The organism is Rothia gullae (genome assembly GCF_024294905.1).
Lineage (GTDB): Bacteria > Actinomycetota > Actinomycetes > Actinomycetales > Micrococcaceae > Rothia.
The window spans coordinates 206,388-229,724 of record NZ_JANCOC010000001.1; the positions used below are offsets into that span (position 1 = coordinate 206,388).

General features: G+C 58.3%; 13 protein-coding genes. 6 read left to right on the plus strand and 7 right to left on the minus strand.

The genetic code is table 11. The annotated features are described in order from the left end of the window. Window positions 1-50 precede the first annotated feature (50 nt). Window positions 51-1,052, plus strand: coding sequence for a porphobilinogen synthase (gene hemB / locus NML54_RS00945; protein WP_070666183.1), 1,002 nt, complete (start codon window positions 51-53; stop codon window positions 1,050-1,052). Window positions 1,053-1,143: 91 nt separating this feature from the next. Here the strand turns inward: hemB and NML54_RS00950 are convergent, their stop codons facing one another. From NML54_RS00950 to NML54_RS00980, 7 genes are all read right to left on the minus strand, one after another. Next, complete coding sequence (locus NML54_RS00950) at window positions 1,144-1,386, minus strand: hypothetical protein (protein ID WP_254755407.1); 243 nt, start codon at window positions 1,384-1,386, stop codon at window positions 1,144-1,146. A gap of 48 nt (window positions 1,387-1,434) precedes the next feature. Further along, a complete protein-coding gene (locus tag NML54_RS00955) occupies window positions 1,435-2,328 on the minus strand; it encodes a transcriptional regulator (protein ID WP_254755408.1) in 894 nt (297 codons plus the stop codon). A 52-nt stretch (window positions 2,329-2,380) separates the two neighbouring features. Continuing rightward, the gene (locus tag NML54_RS00960) at window positions 2,381-3,574 is read right to left on the minus strand and encodes a carboxylate transporter (protein WP_254755410.1); all 1,194 of its coding nucleotides are present in this window, start codon (window positions 3,572-3,574) and stop codon (window positions 2,381-2,383) included. 143 nt (window positions 3,575-3,717) lie between these two features. After that, the gene (locus tag NML54_RS00965) at window positions 3,718-4,899 is read right to left on the minus strand and encodes a sugar dehydrogenase (RefSeq protein ID WP_254755412.1); all 1,182 of its coding nucleotides are present in this window, start codon (window positions 4,897-4,899) and stop codon (window positions 3,718-3,720) included. A 32-nt stretch (window positions 4,900-4,931) separates the two neighbouring features. After that, entirely contained in the window at window positions 4,932-6,281 is a 1,350-nt protein-coding gene (hemL, locus tag NML54_RS00970) for a glutamate-1-semialdehyde 2,1-aminomutase (RefSeq protein WP_254755413.1), read from the minus strand. A gap of 209 nt (window positions 6,282-6,490) precedes the next feature. Further along, complete coding sequence (locus NML54_RS00975; RefSeq protein ID WP_254755414.1) at window positions 6,491-7,858, minus strand: threonine/serine exporter family protein; 1,368 nt, start codon at window positions 7,856-7,858, stop codon at window positions 6,491-6,493. Between the two features lie 161 nt (window positions 7,859-8,019). Continuing rightward, window positions 8,020-8,715 (minus strand): 3'-5' exonuclease, encoded by a 696-nt coding sequence (locus tag NML54_RS00980; protein WP_254755416.1) that lies wholly within the window; start codon window positions 8,713-8,715, stop codon window positions 8,020-8,022. 304 nt (window positions 8,716-9,019) lie between these two features. Here NML54_RS00980 and NML54_RS00985 point away from each other — a divergent pair, with 304 nt between their 5' ends. From NML54_RS00985 to NML54_RS01005, 5 genes are all read left to right on the plus strand, one after another. Next, on the plus strand, window positions 9,020-10,075 hold the full coding sequence (locus NML54_RS00985) for a DNA cytosine methyltransferase (protein ID WP_254755417.1): 1,056 nt from the start codon (window positions 9,020-9,022) through the stop codon (window positions 10,073-10,075). A gap of 30 nt (window positions 10,076-10,105) precedes the next feature. Beyond that, a complete protein-coding gene (locus NML54_RS00990; protein WP_254755419.1) occupies window positions 10,106-11,680 on the plus strand; it encodes a restriction endonuclease FokI C-terminal domain-containing protein in 1,575 nt (524 codons plus the stop codon). Window positions 11,681-11,690: 10 nt separating this feature from the next. After that, window positions 11,691-13,385 carry an SIR2 family NAD-dependent protein deacylase gene (locus NML54_RS00995; protein WP_254755421.1) on the plus strand — a complete coding sequence of 565 codons (1,695 nt, stop codon included), beginning with the start codon at window positions 11,691-11,693 and terminating at the stop codon, window positions 13,383-13,385. Between the two features lie 215 nt (window positions 13,386-13,600). Then, window positions 13,601-17,488, plus strand: a complete 3,888-nt coding sequence (locus tag NML54_RS01000; protein ID WP_254755423.1) for a UrvD/REP family ATP-dependent DNA helicase — start codon at window positions 13,601-13,603, stop codon at window positions 17,486-17,488. Window positions 17,489-17,567: 79 nt separating this feature from the next. Beyond that, entirely contained in the window at window positions 17,568-22,370 is a 4,803-nt protein-coding gene (locus NML54_RS01005; RefSeq protein WP_254755425.1) for an ATP-dependent DNA helicase, read from the plus strand. Window positions 22,371-23,337: the final 967 nt, after the last annotated feature.

Below are 23,337 nucleotides of genomic sequence, written 5' to 3' on the forward strand. Positions count from 1 at the left end.
TCCTTCATCTAAGACTTCACATTATTTCGCAAGAATTTTCAGGAGAGATCATGAACCTCACCCGCCGCCCGCGCCGCCTGCGCACCACCGCAGCCATGCGCTCCCTCGTTGCTGAGACCACCCTGCGCCCCGCGCAGCTGATTCAGGTGTTCTTCGTTCGCGACGGTATCGACGAACCGCAGCCGATTCGCTCGATGCCCGGCCAGTACCAGCACACCCTGGAGAGCATCATTCCCGCCGTGCGTGAGGCGTACGAGGCGGGCATCCGCTGCATTGACCTGTTCGGCATTCCCCGCGATGAGGATAAGGACGAGGTCGGCTCGACCGCGTGGGATCCGCAGGGCATCCTGAACCGTGCGATTGCTGTGTGCCGTGAGGAGTTCGGCGACGACCTGGTGGTCATGGCCGACACCTGCCTGGACGAGTTCACGAGCCACGGCCACTGCGGCGTGCTGGTCGATGACGGCCACGGCACGCTCGTGGTGGATAACGACCAGACCGTGGAGCTGTACTGCAAGATGGCGGTTTCGCAGGCGCGCGCGGGTGCGCACACGGTGTCCCCGTCGGGCATGATGGACGGCCAGATTGCGGCGATGCGTGCCGCCCTGGACGAGGCTGGCTTTGAGGATGTGTCGATTCTGGCGTATTCGGCGAAGTACGCTTCGGCGTTCTTCGGCCCGTTCCGTGACGCGGTGGAGTCGACGTTTAAGGGTGACCGTAAGACGTATCAGCAGGACCCGGCGAACCGCCGCGAGTCGCTGCTGGAGGTGCGCGCTGACCTGGAGGAGGGCGCGGATATGGTGATGGTGAAGCCTGCCGGCAGCTACCTGGATATTGTGCGTGAGGTGGCGGAGTTTTCGCCGGTGCCGGTGGCGGCGTATCAGGTGTCGGGTGAGTACGCGATGATTGAGGCTGCTGCTGCGAACGGCTGGATTGACCGTAAGGCTGTGGTGTTGGAGTCGCTGCGCTCGATTCACCGCGCCGGTGCGGACGTTATTCTGACCTATTACGGTACGGAGGCGGCAGGCTGGCTGCGCGAGCTGGACGCCTAACACCCCCCCTCTTTGGATGCCGAGAAGCCACATGTGTTTCGAAAAGCCACGTCTTTGGTGGCTTCTCGAAACACATGTGGCTTTTCGCCGTTTATGGTTGTTCTTCGTTGATAGGTTTGTACCCGAGGGAGGTGCACACAATGTTGCCGTTGGTGAAGTATTCCGCGAGCTTCTCTCGGTCGGCGGGGGAGCGCAGGTCCGCCCAGCGTTCCTGCTCCAGGTAGAACGCAACCTGGGAGGTTAGGCAGACGACCCGCTCATCGTGCACCGCCACAATGTGCCTGCGCAGCCACGGCATGCGCTGAGCGAGGTTCGGCGGGATCTTGGACGGCACCTTGATTTCTATCTGCCATTGCGAGGGCTCGTAGAAGGTCGGCTTGATCTATTCGGGGTTCTTCGGGAAGACGCAGAACTCCTCAATGTCGGGGTAACGGTACTTCTTCGCGGGCAGGAAGAGCCGCCCGACGTAGAACGAATCGGGGTTGAACAGCAAGTAGACCTTCAAATAATGCCAACGTAGCGCTAGCGCCGCTGAGGCTGTAACCGCCAACATGATTGAGGCACCACCAATAGGCATTGGCGGGGTGTACAAAATTGTCCAGCCGACCAGGGAGTAGAGGAAGACGATGATCGCTAGCACCAGTGCAACCACCACGGTCACGCAGAGCCCCAGATAGAGTCTAGGCGTCGAACGCACCGGTTTAGCTTGGGGATGTGCGTCCCGCGGAGTAAAGAACGCGTCAATACGGTTCAGCATTTCGCCCAGGACTTGGGGCATACCCGCGGTGTGGTTATCGAGGTTGAAGTAGCGGGAGCTACGCCAAATGAAGCGGCTCCAGCATGCACCCAGATAGACCATGTAGAACGGCAGGACTAGTGCCGGTAGCAGGATGCCGTCACGGGCAATGTCCTTGTACAGCAGAAAGATGGACCGCGCGATAACGCAAGCCCACACGTACATGACGGCGTGCATCCACGCCTCAAACTTAGATACGCCAGAAATGCTATCGAGTTCTTTCCGGGCGCGGGTGAGGTTGGAACGCAGCTTATGTTTGGGGAGCGGGTCGCCGTCCAGGGAACGGCGTTCGGCGTACCTCATCGCTTTGTCTACGGGGGAGCCCTTGTAGAAAACGTGCAGCCGCCTCGCTTCTTCCTTGCTCATGGTTGAGGAGTAGGCGATATCGACTGCTACGCACACCACCAGGTACAGCAAGAAGGCGATGAGCCATATGTAGCGCAACGGCTCTAGGGGTATCCCCAAAGCGCTTAGCTCCATGAGTTGTCCTCTCTACGGGTATCGGTGATGGTGCGTGGCTTCGTGCCGGGCATTAATTCACGGTACGGAAGGAGGCGATACGCGCCGCCTTCTTCGTCAGCTCATTCGCCGGCTTGTAGCCCAGCGTGAGGCAGATAGCGCGCCCCTCCACAAAATACAGGGGAAGCTTCTCGCGGTCCGCCGGGGAATCCACATCTGCCCAGCGTTCCTGCTCCAGCTTGAACGCAATATGCGCCACCAAACAATCGATGCGGTAATCCCCGAACCCAAAAGTCTGCTGGGAACCATTGGAGAAGGTGACGGCAAGACGCCAATCACTGGGCATCTGCTGATCAGGGTCTATATCCTCGGGATCGCCCGTGTACCACGGGTAAACCTTGAACCGCTCAATATCGGAGTACTGGCAGACCTTGGGCGAACGGAAAAACCGCCCACGCTTCACCACGGTCGGCGTGAACTGGTAGTACGAACGCACCGTACACCACAGGTACGGAATGGCCAGCACATAGACGACAAGAAACGCTATTGACGTCTTACCGATGTAGGTGGGTACATACTCGAGCAGCTCAGTGTTCGCGAGCGAATGAAGGTAGCAGAGCAGGAAGAAACCACCAACGGGAAGAGCTACAAAGAGGAAGATTCCCTGCCCCTTCCAATCAACTTGAATGGGCTCATTACTGGGCATGGCGACCGTGCCGCGGAACGGGGCACTAAGCCGACCCAGTGTCCTGGTGTAAATAGTGGGCATGCCCAGGTGACGTTCATTGGGGCTGAAACTGCGTGCGACGCGCCAGCCGCGGCGACCCCAGCGCGCCGCCCAATACACCATGAGGAACGGCAGAAGCAGCCCCGGAATTAGGATTCCGTCGTACGCCATATCCCAGTACAGAACGAACGTCGAATAGACGATGACACACGCCCAGCCGTATACGAGAATATGCCCGAAATCCATAATGATGTTCGAGCCCTTAATGCTTTCCAGTTGGGCTTCAGCCCTGCGGAATGCCGCTTCTTCCTGCTCGGGCGTGAGGTGAGTGCCAGCATCCGCGAGCTCTGTAATTGCCTCCTTCACATCCTCGATGGGGGAACCCATGACCGAGATATAAACTTTGCGGGCGCGCTCAGCGCCAATGAGCGTCGGGTAGGCGACCTCCACCAGCAGGCAGCACGCCAGGTAGATGAAGAACGCCACCAGCCATATGTTGCGCACCTGCTCCAGGGGCAGGCCCAGGGCTGCAAGGTCCATGAATTGTCCTCTCTACGGGTATCGGTGATGGTGTGTCTGTGATGCTCAGAAGCCACATGTGTTTCGAAAAGCCACGTCTTTGGTGGCTTCTCGAAACACATGTGGCTTCTCGCGGTATAAGAGCGGTATAAGAGCGTACCGGTTTACTTGTACTGCGCCTTCTGGAAGGACGCGCGGCGTGCCGCCTCCTCCGCATGCTTACCGGCAGGCTTGTACCCCATGGTCGTGCAGATGACGCGGCCGTCCACGAAGTACTTCGCCAACATTTCACGGTCTGCCGGCGAATCCAGTTGCGCCCAGCGTCCCTGCTCAATATTGAACGCAATCTGCGCCACCAAACAATCAATCTGGTGATCATTCAGCGAATAGTCGTGCTTGCGGCCGCCGGGGAGCAGAATCTCCAGCGTCCACTGGCTCGCATCCTTCGGGTTCAGCTTGATAGCGTCCGGGTTCTTCGGGTACACACGGAACGCGCGTACCTCAGAGTAGGGGCGGGACTTCGCCGGAAGGAGCAGACGCCCAGCCTGGAACGAATCCGGGTTGTACAGCACGTAATCGCGGCTACGCATCAGCAGTATGATGATCAGCAGAACGCCCGCCGCCAGCAAGAACCAGGATGCGTGACCGATATAGATTGCTTCCCAATCCTCATCGATGCTCCAACCCGCCAGCGAAGTCAGGAAGACCGCGGCGAGCAGGAACGCAATACCGTTGAGCACCCAGTAGACGGTGCGGTCGTCACGAATCGGCTCCACACCCGGCACGGTGCTACGCACACGGAACGGGGCGCTCAGCTTACCCAGCGTCGCCGAGTAGATGCGCGGCATGCCCAGCACACGGTCGTCCTTGCTGTAACCACGAACTGCACGCCAGTGACGGCGGCCAATACGCGCACCCAGGTACACCATGAGGAACGGCAGAAGCAACGCAGGCAACACAACACCGTCATACACGATGTCCCAGTACAGGGTGAAGATGGAGACCGCCACAATCCAGCCCCACAGGTACATGACCACGTGGAACCAGCCGCTAAACACGCCGGCGCCCTCAATAGAATCCAGCTTCTTCTTCGCCTTCTTCGTGGCGCTACCCTTACGGGAGGAGCTCAGCGGCGCACCCATCGCGGTGCGTTCCGCGGTGGCGCGGCGCGCACCATCAACGGGCGAACCGGACACCTCAAGGTACAGTTCCTGAGCTTTTTCCTGCTTAATCGGCACCGGGTAGGCGATATCCACCAACAGGCACAAGCCCAGGTACACCATGAAGGAGATCAGCCACACGTCGCGTAGCTGCTCCATGGGCAGTCCCAGAGCGCTTAGATCCATGAGCGGCTCACCTCCTTACGTCTCTCGAACCCTTAAGCGGACGCGGCAGCAGCAGCGGCAGCCGGAAGAGCTGAGATGATACGGTCCATCGCCTCATCGTCGTGTGCGGCAGAAACGAACCAGGCCTCGAATGCGCTCGGCGGCAGGTACACGCCGGATTCGAGCATGGAGTGGAAGAACGCGTTGTAGCGGCTGGTTGCCGAGGCCTTGATATCGGCGTAGTTGTGCACGCCCTCCTGAGAGGTGCCGAACGCGACCGAGAAGAGGTTACCGGCGCTCTGGATGGAGTGGTCCACGCCGGCGGCGTTGAACGCCTCGGTCAGAGCCTGCTGCAGCTGGGCGCTACGCGAATCCAGGTGCGTATAGACAGCGGCATCAGCCAGGGTCAGGGTCGTAATGCCCGCCGCAACGGACAGCGGGTTACCGGAGAGGGTACCCGCCTGGTAGACGGGGCCGACCGGCGCCAGGTGCTCCATGACCTCACGCTTACCGGCCAGCGCCGCGATGGGCATACCGCCACCAATGACCTTGCCGAACGTGAAAATATCGGGAACCCAGCCGCCATCCTCGGGAGCAGCGTAACCCCAGTAACCAGCCGAAGACACACGGAAACCGGTCAGCACCTCATCAAAAATGACGAGCGCACCGTTCGCGTGAGCAATCTCGTGCAGGCCACGGTTGAAACCGGGCTCGGGGGTCACCACACCCATGTTGCAGGGCGCCGCCTCAGTAATAATTGCGGCAATCTGACCCTCATGGTTCGCGAACGCCTCACGTACAGCGTCCAGGTCGTTATAGGGCAGAACGATGGTCTCCGCGGCGGTTGCGGCAGTTACGCCAGCAGAACCGGGCAGCGCCAGGGTAGCCACACCCGAACCGGCCTCGGAGAGCAGCGCATCCACGTGACCGTGGTAGCAGCCCGCGAACTTAATAATCTTGTCGCGACCGGTCACACCGCGCGCCAGACGAATCGCAGTCATCGTCGCCTCAGTGCCGGTGGACACCATACGCACCTGATCAATAGCACCGGGAATCGCCGCGTTAATACGGTTGACCACCAGCTCAGCCAGCTCAGCCTCCGGCGCGCTCGCCGCACCAAAAGACAGGCCGCGCTCAGCCGCCTGCTGAACCGCCTCAACCACCTGCGGATGCGCGTGACCCAGAATCGACGGGCCCCACGAGCAGACCAGGTCAACGTACTCGTTGCCGTCTGCATCGTACAGGTAAGCGCCCTTAGCCTTCGCGGCAAATGCGGGGGTGCCGCCCACAGAATTGAAAGCACGCACCGGGGAATTCACGCCGCCGGGAATCACCGCGCGAGAACGCTCAAACAGCTTCTCGCTGGCTTCGTGGTGCAGCGGGTGGGTAGAGGAAGGAGTCATCGTATCGGTGCCTTTCAACAGGGACGGCGAACTAAAGAATTACAAGGGACGACGTGCAACGGGCAACGGAGCCCGCACGCTACTAGCGTCCCGTACCTAACCATCATAGGCGCTACAGAGGAACCGCAGGTGACGAGCACCTGAACGTACCGAAAGGTGACGATAAAACACAACAGACAAGTTAGGCAACAGAGAGGATGTGCAACGCGCTAACGCAGGTGCCGGTCAGTGTCCAGACGGTTCAACACCTGAGTGTCCTGATCGAACAGCCAGTTCTTATCAAAGAGCAGACGCACAAACGCCAGGCCCATACCCAACGCCATGAAAATCAGCATGGACTGCACAAAACCGGTCGTCGCCGAATACATGTCACCGCTAGCAAAATATGACATGGAACGGTAGAACAGCACACCCGGAACCATCGTCACCACCGCTGGAACCGACAGGGAAATACGCGTGTACTTACGCTGATGCAGCGGCGCCACAACCTCAGCCAAAATGCCCACACCAAATACGGCAATTGTCGCCGCCATATGCGCGGGCATACCAGCCTCAACCATGTAAATACGGGCGGGGTTCGCCACCGCCGCAATCACACCACCCCACAGGCACGCCACCGGGGATGCGGCAAAAAGCATCGCGAAGCCAGCTGCCGCAACACCCGAGGAAAGCACCTGCAACACCAAATACAGGGTCGGATCCAGGTTAAGAGGCGCCGGAGTCGTCAACGGCAAATGGAACAGTGAACCCAACAGCCACACCGCAAACGACGCGCTCAGCAGCAGCAAACCCACATAGGTAAGGCGCGAAATACCCGCCAAAAAGTCCATGCGAGAAATATCGAGCATACCCGTCACCATGGGGAAGCCCGGCACCAGGAACAGCACCGACGAAATAAAACCAACCATATGGTTCGGGCTAACCAGACCCGCCGCAACCAGTACATTAACAACCGCAATGTACAGGCCCGCCGCCAGGAAACCACACGCCATCCACGTCGCCATGTGGCTCACACCGCGCTTGAGCAGGGTCGAACGCAAATACTGGCCGGCACCCGCCGCCAAGAACACGACCGAGCACTCCACTAGACCGCCACGGTTCAGGAACGCGAACCCGACACACGCCACAGCTGACGCCAACGCCAGCATCCACGGGGTGTACAGCGGCTTCGCCGAATCGATACGGTCCAGCTCGGCGTTCGCCTCCGCAGGGGTGATCTTTTCAGGAAGCTCAGAAATGAACTTACCCAACTGATCCAGCTTATGAGCGTTAATGCCCATCGTGCGCTGCTCAGCGACCTCGGTACGGAAATTACCCTCCGTGTACGAAGAGGTCGAAATTTCGGTGAAGGTCACCTGCGCGTGATGCTCCTTCAACCCCACAGCCTTCGCCAAACGCGCCATCGACGCCTTAATACGGTACGCGCTCGCACCCGACTTCATCAGGATACGGCCCAGGCGGAGCACCACCTGAGACTGCGCCACCAGATGCTCATGCGCCAGACGGGTAGACCCCAGATAGATACTGCGCGTATTAGTGTCAGGGTACGGCTCGGTAGTGCGGGGCTGATCATCCATGAGAGGCCTTCCGGGTCGTGCTATTCACGTGCTATTCACGTGCTATTCGTGTAGGTGCGGTTACCTTCTAGCATAGGGGAGAAGCCCCTGCGGGGATAGCGTCAGCCCGTCAGTAAAGGAGAGATATGTTGGGAGGCCGGGGTGAGTTTAGCGGCGCAGTTTTATCGGCGCAGGGGCCAGCGGCCGTCAATGACCTCAGATTCCTTACCCGGCTGCGTACGCAACCACGCCTGGAAGCTCGCCGCCTGCTCCGCCGCCCACTGAATCTGCTGCTCGTGCAGCTGGCGCGCATCCACGTTGAGGACCTCGGGGAATTGCTCGGTCAGCTTCACCAGCAGACGCTCCGCCGCCAGGGCATCATCAGCGGAGGTGTGCGCATTCTCCAGGGAGACACCGTACTCGGCGGCAAGAACCTCAAGAGTGCGCTTGCCGCGCTTACGCGGAATCACGTGTTTATGCAGAACGTACGGGTCGAGCACCACACCGGGCGGCAGCTCACCATTGGCAATATTGTGGCGCAGCATCTCGTGGTGCAGCACCGAAAAGTCGTAGGCGGCATTGAACGCAATAATCGGCACACCGTCAAGGTTCAGCGCACCAATCGCGCCGGCGAGCTCCCACACGACCTCACGGGCGGGACGGCCGTGCTCACGCGCGTACTCGGTCGTAATACCGTGCACGGCGGCGGCACCGGCGGGAATCTCAACGCCAGGGTCGGCAAGCCACTCGCCACGGCGCACCACATTACCCTGAGGGTCCAGCAGGATCAGGGAAGCAGTCACGATGCGGGCGGTGGTGACGTCCACACCGGTGGTTTCAAGGTCAAAAGTGGCGCGCAGGCCGTTCATCCAGGTCATGCTATAAGACTAACCCAGCGGCGGTGTAGGCGCGCGCCCGGTCGTCACGCGGCTCCCCGACCGGTGAGCTGGAAGCTGGATATAGATATGGGACATCCAGCAAGAGCTTGTAAGTAGGGTGCTTATCGGAACGAAGGGGAGGCTATACATGTGGTTGCTTGTGCATTCGAATACTAAGAGGATGGTGAGAATGTGATTTTCGATTCAATTAAATATATTTTTAAGTACTTTGATATTTGCAATATTCGAAAATATGTGCAGCTCATAGTTATATTTTCGAATATATTAGTGTATAGTTGTGGGCATGGAATTTAAGCTAGGTGAACTTTTTTGTGGCCCCGGTGGCCTTGCCATTGGCGCAACTCGCGCTTCTATCTCTGACCCCGACTGGAAGATTGTTCACCAGTGGGCGACTGACTACGACGAAGATACTTGCAATACTTACCGCCAAAATATCTGCCCGGATCGCCCCGAATCTGTAGTACATGCAGACATCCGAGAGCTAGACTACTCCGTGCTGAAAGAGCTGGGCGATATTGATGGTCTAGCCTTCGGCTTCCCCTGCAATGACTTCTCTACTGTGGGTGAGCAGAAGGGCCTGGACGGTACTTACGGTCCGCTTTATACCTATGGAGCTAAGGCCCTGGAAATGTTCCAGCCTCTGTGGTTCCTTGCTGAGAATGTCGGCGGCCTTCGTAGCGCTAATGAGGGTAAAGCTTTTAACCAGATTCTTGAGACCTTTGAGAAGGCTGGTTACAAGCTCGTGACCAATCTCTATAAGTTTGAGGAATACGGAGTTCCCCAGGCTCGCCACCGCATTATTATCGTGGGCATTCGTAATGACCAAGATGTAGAGTTCAAGGTTCCTTCTACTGAGCCTTATCGCAATCACGATGTGTCGGCTCGTACCGCATTGGAACAGCCACCTATCACAGCTGAGATGACTGGTACCGAACTGACTAAGCAGTCGCAGGTCGTTCAGGAGCGTTTGTCATACATCAAGCCGGGACAGAACGCTTTTACTGCGGATATTCCTGAGCATCTTCAGCTGAAGGTTAAGGGCGCGAAAATCTCTCAGATTTATAAACGTCTTCATCCCGAGAAGCCCGCTTATACCGTAACTGGCTCTGGCGGCGGCGGTACTCACATGTACCACTGGGAAGAGAACCGAGCGCTCACTAACCGTGAGCGTGCGCGTTTGCAGACGTTCCCCGATGACTACAATTTTGCAGGTAGTAAAGAGTCTGTTCGTAAGCAGATTGGCATGGCAGTTCCTGCTGAGGGAGCCCGTGTTATATTTGAAGCGATTTTGAAGACTTTTAAGGGTGAAGAATATCCTTATCAGGAAGCTTCTTTCTAAACCTAAAGAAACTGCAAAGGAGTAGTTTTTATGGCTCGTAATACGTGGTGGGTTACTAGGCCCAAGCGTGCTCTGCCCCCTGTTCCTCGTTGCCTGATGGCAATTGCCTATGAAGCTCAGGGCAAGGTCTGGAAATCAGCCAATAAAACAATGGAACTCACTATTGAGAAGAACCTTGAATTGGCCGGTCTCAAGACAAAGGGCACACGTCGAGATCAGACGGGCGGCGGAGCCCGCACGTATCGAGCCTGGTTGAAAAGCCTCGGTCTTATCTTCATGGATAAGGGCGGAAAACTTTGGTTGACTGATGCAGGGGAGGCGCTTGTCCAGAAGGAGGCGTCTCCTCTTGCTGTCCTTAAAAAGCAGGTTTTGGAGTATCAATTCCCTAGTGCTTTTGCGCATAAGGGAATGTCATCTGTTGATACTCGTTTTAAAGTTCGTCCCTTTATCTTCCTTCTGCAACTTCTACTAGACGAGCGTCTGGAAGGCTATCTCCACGAGAAGAACGAGATTGGAAAGATTGTCATTGCGCACGGTGTATCAAATAAAGAATCGTGCGTTGATGATGTTGTAAATCGTATCCTGAAGCATCGTCGCATCGGTGACGCATCTCTGGAAGACAACTATGTTGACTTGTACGTGACGACACGTGCTGTACCTGATATCAAGAAAATTTTCTTGAATCATGGGGATATTGCAAATACCTTTGGTAACTGGCTGGGCTATACGCAGCTCATTGAAAGGTATGACGGTGTTTGGTCTATCGCTCCTGGAGCTGAGGACGAAGCACGAGAAATTGTTGAGAAATACGTTTCTAAGCCTTTGATTGCTAAGCCGGAAGACGAGGAATACTTCCAACGCAGGTATGGTCTGCGACCTGGCAAGTTGAAAGATACCCGTCGTCTTGAAAGCTCGGGTAGCGTCTCTTCGAAGATGATTGAGGAGAAGAATGTTCTTCTTGCTGCTGAGAAGTATGTTGCTCAGCGTTTTATCAACGGTGTAGATGAGCAACTTATCTCTGATATTTCTCTCGAAACGGGTGTATCGCTTAAGGATACTGAACGTATCCTTTCTGCTAAGTATCCGAAGGGTCTTGTCGATTCCTTCCTCTCTGAGTATGTTCAGATGGCTTTTGAATCTCGAGATAAGGCTACGGAGTTTGAGAAAGCAACGACTTCGATTTTTGCCGATATTTTTGGTCTTTACGCTGAACATATCGGACAGAAGGGCATTGTTCCTGACGTGGTTATTGCCTCTCGTGAAGAGGGATGGTCAGGCATCTTGGACAGTAAAGCATATGCCAAGGGATATAGCATCGGGCATGACCACCGTAACCGTATGGTTGAGTACATTGAGCGATACTCGGAGTACGGGCCTGATTTTGCGGCTCTTGCCTTCTTCTCGTACGTGGTGTCTGACTACAAGAACTCGGTAACTCCTCAGATTCGTCTTATCTCAGAGAAATCTGGAGTTCCTGGATCTGTGATTACTGCACGCGATATTGTGCGTATGGTGGAACGCCACAAGAAGAAGCCATATACCCATGCGGAGATTCGTGAAATTTTCTCGTTGAACCGCGCAATTACTTTTGAAGATATTGGATAGGAAGGCTGTCATGTCTTTTAAAGAAGAGCTTAAAAAAGCTTTTGAAGGGCAAAACCCTCCGTACCTTTTCGTCGGTTCTGGTTTTTCAAAACGATATCTAGCTTCACCTTCCTGGGGCGAGCTGTTAGAGAAGATTCGGGCAACTTTAGGGGATTCATATCCGCAAGAGAAATATATTGACCCCAAGGTAACTCCACCAGATTTGCCGGGTTATGCTGAAAAAATGGCAGATGATATTAAAAATTTATGGTGGAATTCTGATAGGTATTCGTATATCTACGGGGATAATGAAAACCGAAAAATTGCAGCTGGAGACTATGGTCCATTAAAACAAGTTGCATGTCATGTCATTAGTCAGGATTTGTCATTTCCTGATATTTTGAATGGAGATTTTCCTGAAACTGCCCTAAGATATGAGACGCAAAAAGTTTTGTCTGATGAGCTTGAATTATTCCAGAAAATTAATTCTCCGTGCCTAATTACAACTAACTATGATTCTTTGATTGAAAAACTTCTGGAATATGATGTTTTTGTGGGGCAGGATGACCTTATTCTGTCCCACACTCAGGGTGTCGGTGAAATTTATAAAATTCATGGCGATATAAATGTTCCGAATTCAATTGTTTTAACTAAAAGTGACTACGATAGATTTAAAGCGCATGATAAATACTTGCACGCAAAAATTCTTACAATTTTTGCCGAAAACCCGATTGTATTCCTAGGGTACAGCCTTAGTGATAAAAATATTCAAGAGATTATCCGAGGTATTGTTGATTGTATTGGGGGAAATCAAGAAAAGTATAATTCATTTTCTAGTCGTATATATATTGTTGATAGGCCTCGGGGCGACTCGTATCCAAGGATTGAACCATGTGAAATCTCCCTTGATGGAATTATATTTAAAGCACGGAAGGTTTATCTAAATAATTATCTTGATTTATTTGATGTTTTGGCAAATAACGTGAAATTGCAGGTTCCTGCTAAAACTCTGAAATTCTTTGTGGAAAATCTGTACGACACCTTTAGTGATCCTCAAAAGTTAAGTAATATTCTTTTGAGGTCTATAGATGAAATTGTGGAGGAAGTTAATAAAGGAAACGGTGAAAAGCTTATTGCTGGGTTGACTTTTAGTGCTCCACAAGGCACAGGTTTCGGGTCAGGCTTCCAGAGAATGGGTGCGAATACTGTCCGGGATGCATTTATATCGGGTCAGGACTCAAACTGGAATGTCTATGAATATATAAGGTATTTTTCGACATCGAACAGTGGTAAGTGGTTGCCGATACATCGTTATCTTAATAATATTTCGTTGAAGGATTTTAAATCTAATATATCGACAGAAGAAGCTAGTATGCTGTCTGCGGAAGTTAAAAAGGTAACAGTAGATAAGATTAAATCTGCGCAGATTAGCGTTCCTGCTCCGTTGGATGGAGAATATCAGAGTATCAATCAAGTTGTAAATCTTGGTACTCATAAATATAAAGATAAATCTGGTAAGGAGAAGGGTGTGACGGTTGGGCATATGGGAAGTATAATTCTCAAGATGAATGAATCAAAGATTTCTGAAGCTGATTTATTTAAATTCATATCAGGAAATAAGGATAAATTGAAGAAATATAAGTTGGTCTATCCGAAAATCATCTGCTTATATGATTATATTAAATATGCGGACAATCCTGTGTCTAAACATGTATTAAAACTGTAAAGTATTTAATTAGGTTTTTTCACTCCATTAATTTTTATTCGCAATTCTATCATGCAGCGCATGATTGTGGATAAAATTGTTATATTCCAAATGGGTGTTCTTTTTTGGGAGTGTCGAAATTAGATGCATTTATTCTTTGATATTTGTAGATATTATTGAAATATTTTATGACGGGCGGCGGGGCGTACCCGCCGCCCACCCGATAGACTGAAACCATGACAACCCAACTTCTCACCGGCATCCCCGGAACCGGTAAAACCCACCACCTCACCGAACGCGCCCTGCGCTACCTCGCCGACGGCAACGACCCCGCCCGGCTGCTCATCCTCGCACCCACCCGCACCGCCGCGACCCGCATGCGAGACACCATCGCCGCATCCAGCAACCGCAGCCTCTCCGTAGCACCCACCCGCGCCTGGGCCGCATACGCCTTCGACCTGCTCAAACGAGCCCAAACCCGCGGGCTACTCAGCGGCGTAGAAGGCAACCTCAAACTCCTCTCCGGCCCCGAACAAGACATCATCATCGGCGAACTACTCGCCAACCACGCCGAAGGCATCGCACCCGGACCCGCCTGGCCCGACGTACTCCGCGACGCCCTCGCAACCCGCGGATTCCGCCACGAAATCCGCGACTTCTTCGACCGCATGGCAGAATACGACCTCACCGCCGAAGACGTACACGCCCTCGCCACCGAACACAACCAGCCCGCCTGGCACGCCCTCGCCCAACTGCACACCGAATACCGTGCCGTGCGAGCCCTCCGCGCCAAAAACGCCTACGACCCGGCAGTACTCATCAACGACGCCTGCCGGCTACTGCTGCGCGCCCCCGAATTCCTCGCCGAAGAACGCCGCCGCTACGACCTGATCCTCATCGACGACGTGCAGGAACTCAGCCCCTCCATCTACCGACTGCTGCGCCTCATCGCCGCAGAAGTCGCCCCCGCAGACGCCGCGCACCTGACCGAAACCCACCCCGACCTCTTCGCTGAAGGCCCCCAGGTTGTCATGACCTACAGCGACGAAACCGTCGTCCAGGGCTTCCGAGGCGCCCGCCCCGACCTCGTCACCACCCTGCAGGCAAGCTTCCCCAGCATGCGCACCCGCACGCTCACCACCTCGTACCGCCTGCCCGCACTCATGATGTCGCTCGTGGCGGACATTCGCCGCCGCCTGCCACGCTACACCCGGTTCGTACCGCTCACCGCCGAGCAGGAAGGGGTAAAGAACGGCGCGCAGGAGGGGGTGAAGGACAGCGCAAAGAACAGTGCGCCCGCAACCTTTGGACGCATCAACACCACCCCCGCCGACGAAGCCCTCACCTGGGGTGCAGCCGACGAACCGCTGCTGCATCTGGGCGCCGACGGCAAAATCCTCGACCCCGCCCACTACCGCACCGCACCCGCCGGCGTGTATAAGTATGCGCTCTCCAGCTCTCAGGACGAGGCGAACCTCATCGCCCAAATGCTGCTCGAAGAACGCATCTACGGCAACCACCCCTACCGCGAGTCCGCCATCATCGTGCGTAGCAGCGCGGACGTGGCGCGCATCCGCCGCGTGCTCTCCTCGAACGGTATTCCCACGCGTACCTCCGCGGCGCTCGTGCCGGTGCGTGACGAGCCCGCCGTACGCCCCTTCCTCGACGCGCTCAGCCTGCTCGTCTACGCCCGTAAGCGCGGTGAGAAGGCGCTCAACCCCGCCGTGCACATGCCCGTTGCAGAAGGCGCAGAAGGTACGGAGGCGGCGGAGCGTGGTGGCTACGAATCCCTCAGCGCCTCCGAAGCTGAAGAGCTCATGCGCCGAAGCCTCGACGACGTCATCGCCGAAGAAAGCCGCGCCAACCCCCTCGGCGGTGCGCAGAGCGCCATCACCCTGCTCACCTCCCGACTCGGCGGCGCATCCAGCATGGACGTGCGACGACTCCGCCAGCAGTTGCGATCCATCGAACTGCAAAGCGGCGGCCACCGCCCCAGCGACGACCTGCTCCTCGGCGCTCTGCTACACCCCGAAACCCTCCCCGAAGAGGGCGTAGGACGCGCCGTGCACCGCATCGCAGCCGTGCTCTCCGCCGGACGTAAAGCACTCGCCCCCCCCGAATCCACCAGCACCGAAGTGCTCTGGGCACTCTGGGAAGCCAGCGGCCTCGAAAAAACCTGGGTCGCCCAGTCGCGCGGCGCAGGCCCCGACGCCGACGCAGCCCACCGAAACCTCGACGCCATGATCGGTCTCTTCGAAGCCGCCGACCGATTCGACGAGCAGATGCGCGGCGCCGGTGCCGAGCAGTTCCTCGACTTCATCGACGCGCAGGACCTACCCATGGACACCCTCGCCGCCCGCGGCGTACGCCAAGACGCGGTCGAGATTCTCACCCCCGCACTCGCCGCAGGTCAATCCTGGCGCACCGTATATGTATGCGGCCTGCAGGAAGGCACCTGGCCCAACACCACCGTGCGCGGCTCCCTGCTGAGCACCGGCGACCTCGTTGATCTGTGCGATGCGCGCCTCCGCCAGCGCGCACAACAGGCAGAACAGCAGCCGGGCGAGAGTGAGCAGCCGGTACCGCCCGCCCGCATCCGCAGTTACCCCGAACGCGTGCGCGACACCCGCCACGACGAGCTGCGCATGTTCGCCGTCGCCGCCACCCGAGCCAGCACCCGCCTCGTGCTCACCGCCGTGCGCAACGACGATCAGGCACCCGGTGAGTTCTTCGACTTCGTGCTACCCACCGACGCTGTCGGCGACTCTACGGACGTACCCATCACCCGCGTGCGCCGCCCCGCCACCCTGCGTTCCCTGGTGGCGGAGCTTCGCCGCACCCTCGTTGAGGAATCGATGAACGCGATGCGCGCCGAAGACGCTCAGGACGGCGCGCCGATGCACAACGTACCGGAGGATGAGGCTCTCACCCCGGAGGCTTCCGCATACCGACTCAATGCCGCCTCCCGCACTCTGGCGCGCCTGGCGAATGCGCAGGCACCCGGCGCCGCACCCGACGACTGGTGGGGCCTGCTACCGCTTTCTAGCACGGAGCTGCTTTTTGCGCACCGCCCGGTAGACCACGCTGAGCTGGACGAAAACCACGGCGAAGAACATGGCGAAGAACAGGCTGAAAACCCTGCCGAAAACCCCGCCGAAAACCCCGGCCGCCGCACGATTACGCTCTCGCCCTCGCGCCTGGAAACCATCCACAGCTCCCCGCTGGACTGGCTGGTTTCCGCCGCCCGCGCGGAAGCCCAGACCGACCTGTCCCGCTCCCTCGGAACGCTCGTTCACGCCATCGCCGAGGAGTACCCGACCGGCACCCTCGAAGAGCTCCAAACCGCCCTCGACGAGCGCATTAGCTCCCTCGGCGTGCCCGCCCGCAAGGACGACGAAACCGACGAAGAGTACCGCGAGCGCGTGCCTTGGGAATCCTATGCCCTCTACGAGCGCGCCAGGCGCATGATTCTGCGTCTGAGCTACTACTACCGGCAGCACATGGGGGATGCCGGCTGGCAGAACCTCGGCGTTGAAGGCTCCTTCGCGGTGCGTGTGCCCGTGCCCTTCGATCCCGCCGGTGAGGTCGGCGAGCTGGATGCGCTGCTCACCGGTCGTGTGGACCGCCTCGAGGGTACCGCCCCGGCGGAGGACGGCACCCGACGCTACGCCATTGTTGACCTGAAAACCGGCAAGTCTAAGCCGACCGGATCGGAGATGGAGACGCATCCGCAGCTTGCCGCCTACCAGATTGCGGTGGAGGCTGGTGTGGGTGAGCAGCTGGAGGAACGCTACCGCGCCGAAGCCGCCGCCTTGGAGGCAGGCGAGCCGCTACCGGATGCCCGCCCCCAGGAACTGGAATACAACGGCTATACGGGTCATTCCGCAGGCGCGGCGCTCGTGCAGTTGGGCGCCTCGGGCGTGAACGATGAGAGCAAGACTCGTCTGCAGGTTCAGCCGGCTCTGACGGAGCACGATTCGTGGGCGGCTGAACTGGTGCAGCACGCCGCGGAGCTGATTGCTGGCTCGCAGGTGCAGGCTCGTCACCGTGAGGGCGGCTATGGGTGCCGTCTGCCGGAGATCTGCCCGATTTGTACGCGCGGCCGCCAGGTGACACAGCCCTAGTAGCCGCGTACCCTACGTTTACTTTCGATATCACTCACCCCGAACCTCCCATGAGAATGATCCATGAGGAAGAGGAATCATGACTGACTCTGGCGCATATAGCGCTGATATGCAGGGCACTGCTACCCCCGGCGCTACTAACCCGGGCACTCGCCCCGGTTCTGGCACCGGTATGCTCACCCCCGCCCAGTGGTGCGAGCACAATAGTTGGCAGCTGCCCAACGGCGTGCTCTTCTCTGCTGAATCCGCCGCGAACGACCCCGTTCTGAAGCCTGCCGACTACCGTAGCGCCCTCGACATTGCCGAGATGCTCAACGGCGCCGACGGTAAGAAGCCGACCCCCGAGCAGGTCCGCATGATTGAGGCGGGCCCCGCCCCGACCCTCGTCATTGCGGGCGCCGGTTCGGGTAAGACCGCGACCATGGTTGACCGCGTGATTTGGCTGGTCGATAACGGGTTTGTGCGCCCTGAAGAGGTACTCGGCGTGACCTTCACCCGCAAGGCGGCAACCGAGCTGCGTAGCCGTATGCGTGCCGGTCTGAACACGCTACGCCGTAGCCGCCGCGTCGCCCCGACCGATGAGGAGCTGCGCGAAGGCATTGCTGACCCGACCGTGCTCACCTACCACTCTTACGCGAATAACCTCGTCAAGGAGTACGGTCTGCGCCTGGGCGTGGAGCAGGACGCGCAGATGCTTGGCGATGCGCAGAAGTGGCAGCTTGCCGCACAGATTGTGCAGTACTGGGAGGGGGAGCTTCCCCTCGATAAGGACGGCGTGCCGGTGTCTGCGGCGACCATGATTAACCAGATGCTGCAGCTTTCTGACGAGTGCGCGGAGCACCTGGTGGAGCCGCAACAGGTTATTGACTTCTGCACCGAGCAGTTGACGGCGTATGCGGCGGTGCCCGAGCCTCGCCGTGAGACGAAGACTGAGAAGGACGTTCTGAAGGTTCAGCGTCTGCTGCGTAACCGTCGAGTGTACGCGCGCATGGTGATGAGCTACGCCCGCGTGAAGGCGCGCATGCAGGTGCTGGATTTTGGCGACCTGATGCGTTTTGCCGCCCGCATTGCGGAGGCAGACCCGGCGATCCGCGAGGGTGAGCGTGCCCGCTTCAAGGTGGTTCTGCTGGACGAGTTCCAGGACACTTCGCACGCGCAGATGAGCTTGTTCTCCTCAATTTACGGTGCCGATGAGGCGGCGGGTATTCCGGCGCATCCGGTGATGGCTGTGGGTGACCCGAAGCAGTCGATTTACGGTTTCCGTGGTGCTTCGGACGGTCAGATGTTCAGTTTCTACCGTCACTTCCCGACCAAGCATGTGCAGCCGCTGTTCCTGTCTATCGCGTGGCGTAACGACATTTCGGTGCTGAACGCGGCGAACCACGTGGCGGAGAAGCTGAAGGAGGTTCCCGAGTGGGTGCGCGCCGCCGACGGCGATATTACCGCCGCTCAGGTTCCTGACCTGCGCCCGCGCTGCGCCCTGGTGGGGGAGCCTGGCTCACCCGCCTTTGAGCAGGCTGCCGCGGGCATGGTGGGGCGCGTTGATTTGACGTACCACGACTCTGACCGCGAGGAGGCTGTGGCTATTGCTGAACGTATTGCGGCGATGCGTGCGCAGGCGGTGCGCGAGTATGAGAGCGCCTACGCGGCGCATCGTTCCGGTGATGGTTCGGCGCGTCCGCGTCTGAAGATGCCTGAGATTGCGGTGTTGGCGCGTGTACACGGTCAGCTGGACCCGATTCGTGTGGAGTGCGAGCGCCTGGGTATTCCGGTGCAGCAGGTGGGTTTGGGCGGTTTGCTCTCCCAGCCGGAAGTTGTGGATTTGGTGTCGGCGTTGCGTGTGCTGGCTGATCCGAACCGTTCGGATGCCCTGGCGCGCCTGCTGACGGGTGCGCGTTGGCGCCTGGGTGCGGCGGATATGTTGGCGCTGGGTGATTGGGCGCAGTCGCTGGTGCGTGAGCGTGAACGTGCCCTGCGCGAGCAGATGGCGTTGCGTATGCTCGCCGAGGCTGAAGACGCCGACGACGCTGCTGCTATCAACCTGCAGGCAGAGCACCTGCGTGCCGCCCAGGAGCGTCTGGACGAAACCCTCAAGGGAGCGGTGGAGGACTCCTCCGGCTACGCCTCCCTGATTGAGGCGGTGGAGAACCTGCCGCAGGACGGCGCAGATGGCGAACCGCTCTACGGTGAGCAGTACCGCGGCCGCCGTTTCTCCCCGGTGGCGCTGGAGCGTCTGCGTGCTTTTGCCGAGCAGATGCGCGTGCTACGTGCCGGTTTGAGCGAGGATTTAGGCACGCTTCTGTACGAGATTGAGCGCACCATGCTGCTCGATATTGAGCTGGCGGTCCGCCCGGGTACCGACCCGCTGGGTTCACGCGCGAACCTGGACGCTTTCCACGAGGTGGCGGCCGCCTACGGCATGTCGGCACCTCGTATTAACGCGATGATTTACGCTGGCTCTGACGGCGTGAGCGTGGAGGAGGGCGACCCGGGTGCGCGCCGCTTCCTGCTGTCTTCGGGCGGCGTGAGCTACGTGATGGGCTTTTTGGCGTGGCTTGAACGCGCCGATGATGAGGAGAAGGGCCTGGCGCTGGGCGCTGTGGAGCCTGACCCGAATGCGGTGCAGCTGATGACCATGCACGCGGCGAAGGGCCTGGAGTGGGATCATGTGCTTCTGCCGGGCCTGTGCGGTAGTGCGACCGGCGGGCAGACCCCGAACCTGTGGCAGGTGTCGGCTAATACGGCTCTGCCCTGGCCGCTGCGTGGCGACCGTGAGTACCTTCCCTCAATCCTTGAGACCCCGGAGGAGATTACCGCCTTCGAGAAGGCGAAGGACCTGGAAGACTACCTGGGCGAGCATAAGGATGATGCCGCCGAGCATGCCGGCATGGAGGACCGCCGCCTCATGTACGTGGCGATGACCCGTGCCCGTAACCTGCTGGCGTTGAGCGCTTACCGCTGGAAGAGCACCGCCATGCTTCCCCTGCCGGTGCAGCCCTTCTGGGAGGAGCTGATGGAGATGCTTTTCAAGTCGCTCTTCGGCATGGGCACCCCCACGGTAGACGCGCCCTCTGTGCGTTTCGAAGAGACAATGGATACCCCCTGGGCGGCACCGCAGCTGGTGGGTATGGGCCTGTCGTACACAATGCCGAACCCCGCCGATAAGCGCAAGAAGGTGCATCTGAACCATGTGCGCCGCTGGGCTGAGCAGCTGGCTGAGTCGAAGTACCGCCTGGTGGAGCCTGTGACCCTGGTGTACGGCACGGTCGTGGATCCTTCGAACCTGCCGCCCGCCCCCGATGAGGCGGCGCTGCTGAAGGAGCTGGAACTCTACCCCGTAGACGCTGACGAGCTTACCCCCGTACAGGCGGAGGCGCGCGCGAACGCTCGGGCAACCTACGCCGAGCAGGTGCAACGCTACGCATGGGCGCTGGTTGAGGCCATGGCTCCCGCCCTCGCGCAGGATTGGCAGCTGGCGGCTCCTTCCGTACGAGCACGCACGGTGGCGGAGAACTGTACCCGCCTGAACCTGCCGGTACCCGAATGGATTATCGAAGCCACCGAGCGGGAGAAATGGCGTGAGGCGCAACCGCCTCAGCCCGGTTTCTCGCCCACGGTGGCGGCGGCGCTGCCGATTGAGGTGCGCGGTCAGTTCGCCCAGAAGAACTACGAGGAGAGGAACCCGAACCTGGGTGCGGTGCTGACCGCCATGTGGCCTTTTGACCCGCTGGAGCGCCCCGTGATTTGGCGTTGGGCTTCTGATGATGCTCTCACGCAGGGTACGAAAGCGGTGCTTCGCCGCGGCCAGCATGAGCAGCTGGAACGTGAGATTGCGATTAACTCCTTGAGCCGTCGCGAGGCGGTGGAGCGTGCCGCCCTGGCGGTGGAGCTCGCCGTCGGCGCGGGGGAGGATGACCTACACCAGAGTGGGGATGTAGCGGGGGAGAGCGCAAGCCATCCTGCAACCGCTGCATCAGCTGCACACGGCGAGTCCGCCATTCCCGAATCCCTGCGCCAGCAGGCGGTGGACTGGGAACGCGAAGCAGACCTGCTACTGCTCATGATGGGTCAGACCGACCCGGTGCTGAGCGATCAGCTGCCCGGGCACTTGTCCGCATCCACGTTCATTCGCCTGAGTGAGGACCCGCAGGGCACGGTGCATCAGCTGATGCGCCCGGTGCCTGAGCGTCCCTCGCGCGCGGCAACGATTGGTACGGCGGTGCACGCTCTAATTGAGGAGCACTTCGGGGTGGCGCCGAGTGCCGACCCGCTGGAGGCACCCGATGCGGAGGACACGGTGGGCGTTGACCTGCCTGGTTCTGCTGCCACCTCAGCTGCCTCCACCTCCGCCGCGCCCGCTGAGCCTGCAGAGTCCTCTGATTCTGCAGACCCCGCTGACCTGCAGGAACAGGACGAGTTCACCTTCGAGGACGACTTCGAGGAGTCCGAGAGCGAACTGGACGCCTCCGTTCAGCGCCTCTGGGAGCGCTTCGCCACCAGCGAGTGGGGCAGCGATGAGTGGAAGGATCGCATCTGGGCGGTCGAGTACCCGGTCGAAACCCACATCGAGGGCGTAAGCCTGCGCGGCCGTATCGACGCGGTGTTCCGCACCGAGGATGAAGACGGCGAACGCTGGGTGCTGGTGGATTGGAAGAGCGGTTCCCGCCCGAAGATGGCGACCATGCAGTCTCGACGCTTCCAGCTGGGCCTGTACCGTATCGCGTTCTCCCGCATTATGGGCGTGGACCCGGAGCGTATCAGCACCGTGTTCGTGTACCTGGGCGGCAAGGGCGTTGCGGAGGTGTGGGATCACCAGATCCGCGGCGGCCTGCCCACCGAGGCGCAGCTGGCGAAGGTGATCCGTGAGGCGCGCAAAGGCTAGGCAGCAAGGCTAATCGGCGGAGACATGCGCTCGCGTACTAGACCGTGCCAGTGCCAGTCTGCACAGGCCAGTGCCAGTCTGCGGAGCGCAGTGCAATGCGCCCGCCCGCCGTAACTGAATATAGAAGAGCAGCTCACGGAGACATTGCGCCTCGTGAGCTGCTTTTCTGTGTGGACTTCTGTGGTTAATGGCAGAGGACGGCTCTTCACCCCACTGCGTTGGGGGGTGAAGAGGCGTCCTCAGCCGCTGAAGAACTATAGAGGTACTTCGTGCCCTCGCACGCTCCGGGAAAGAATCGCGCCGAACGACTGCCGCTCTCGCGGCCTCACTCGCGCCGCCGGCGCCCCATGGGGTTTGCGTGCGTCTTTACTCTCAAACACAACCTCGAAAGTAACTCTATAGATTTCTGCCATCGGTGATTGGTTGCGCGGTGCATGAATCCGGCTCGGGTCTGACATGACCGGTCAGGGTCCCGTCCAATCTTTCTCCCCACTTTATCGCTGCCACGATATCAGCGCTGGTCAGTGCGCTATGGGGAGTGTTTCCGCTGGTGTTCTCGCGGCACAACAAAAGTATTCCAGGAGTTTTTGAAAAAATCTATAAGGAAAGTTTTTGCCCTAAAATGCACTATTTTGAGCATTGTTCAAGGTGAGGTTGAGGTTCTGTGGACTCTTGGGGTCAAAGGTTGGTTCATGTGGGTTTGTGGCGTATTTGCGTCCGGGAAATATTATGAATGGCTCCTTTAGCACACCTTCAAGTCTCAACCTTAATCTGAGTCATTCATGCACAAAAATGCAAAACCGATGCTCAAAAGGTGAGGGGAAACATATAAAAAAATTTTGGCAAAAGCCCACTAAAGCCCCTCCACTAGTCCTTATAGGCATCATCCCGTCGGTTTAACAGACAGTCAGGAGAGCAGGTTTCACCGGGCGCGCGAGGCAGCGGATATACAGCCCAGTAGATGATA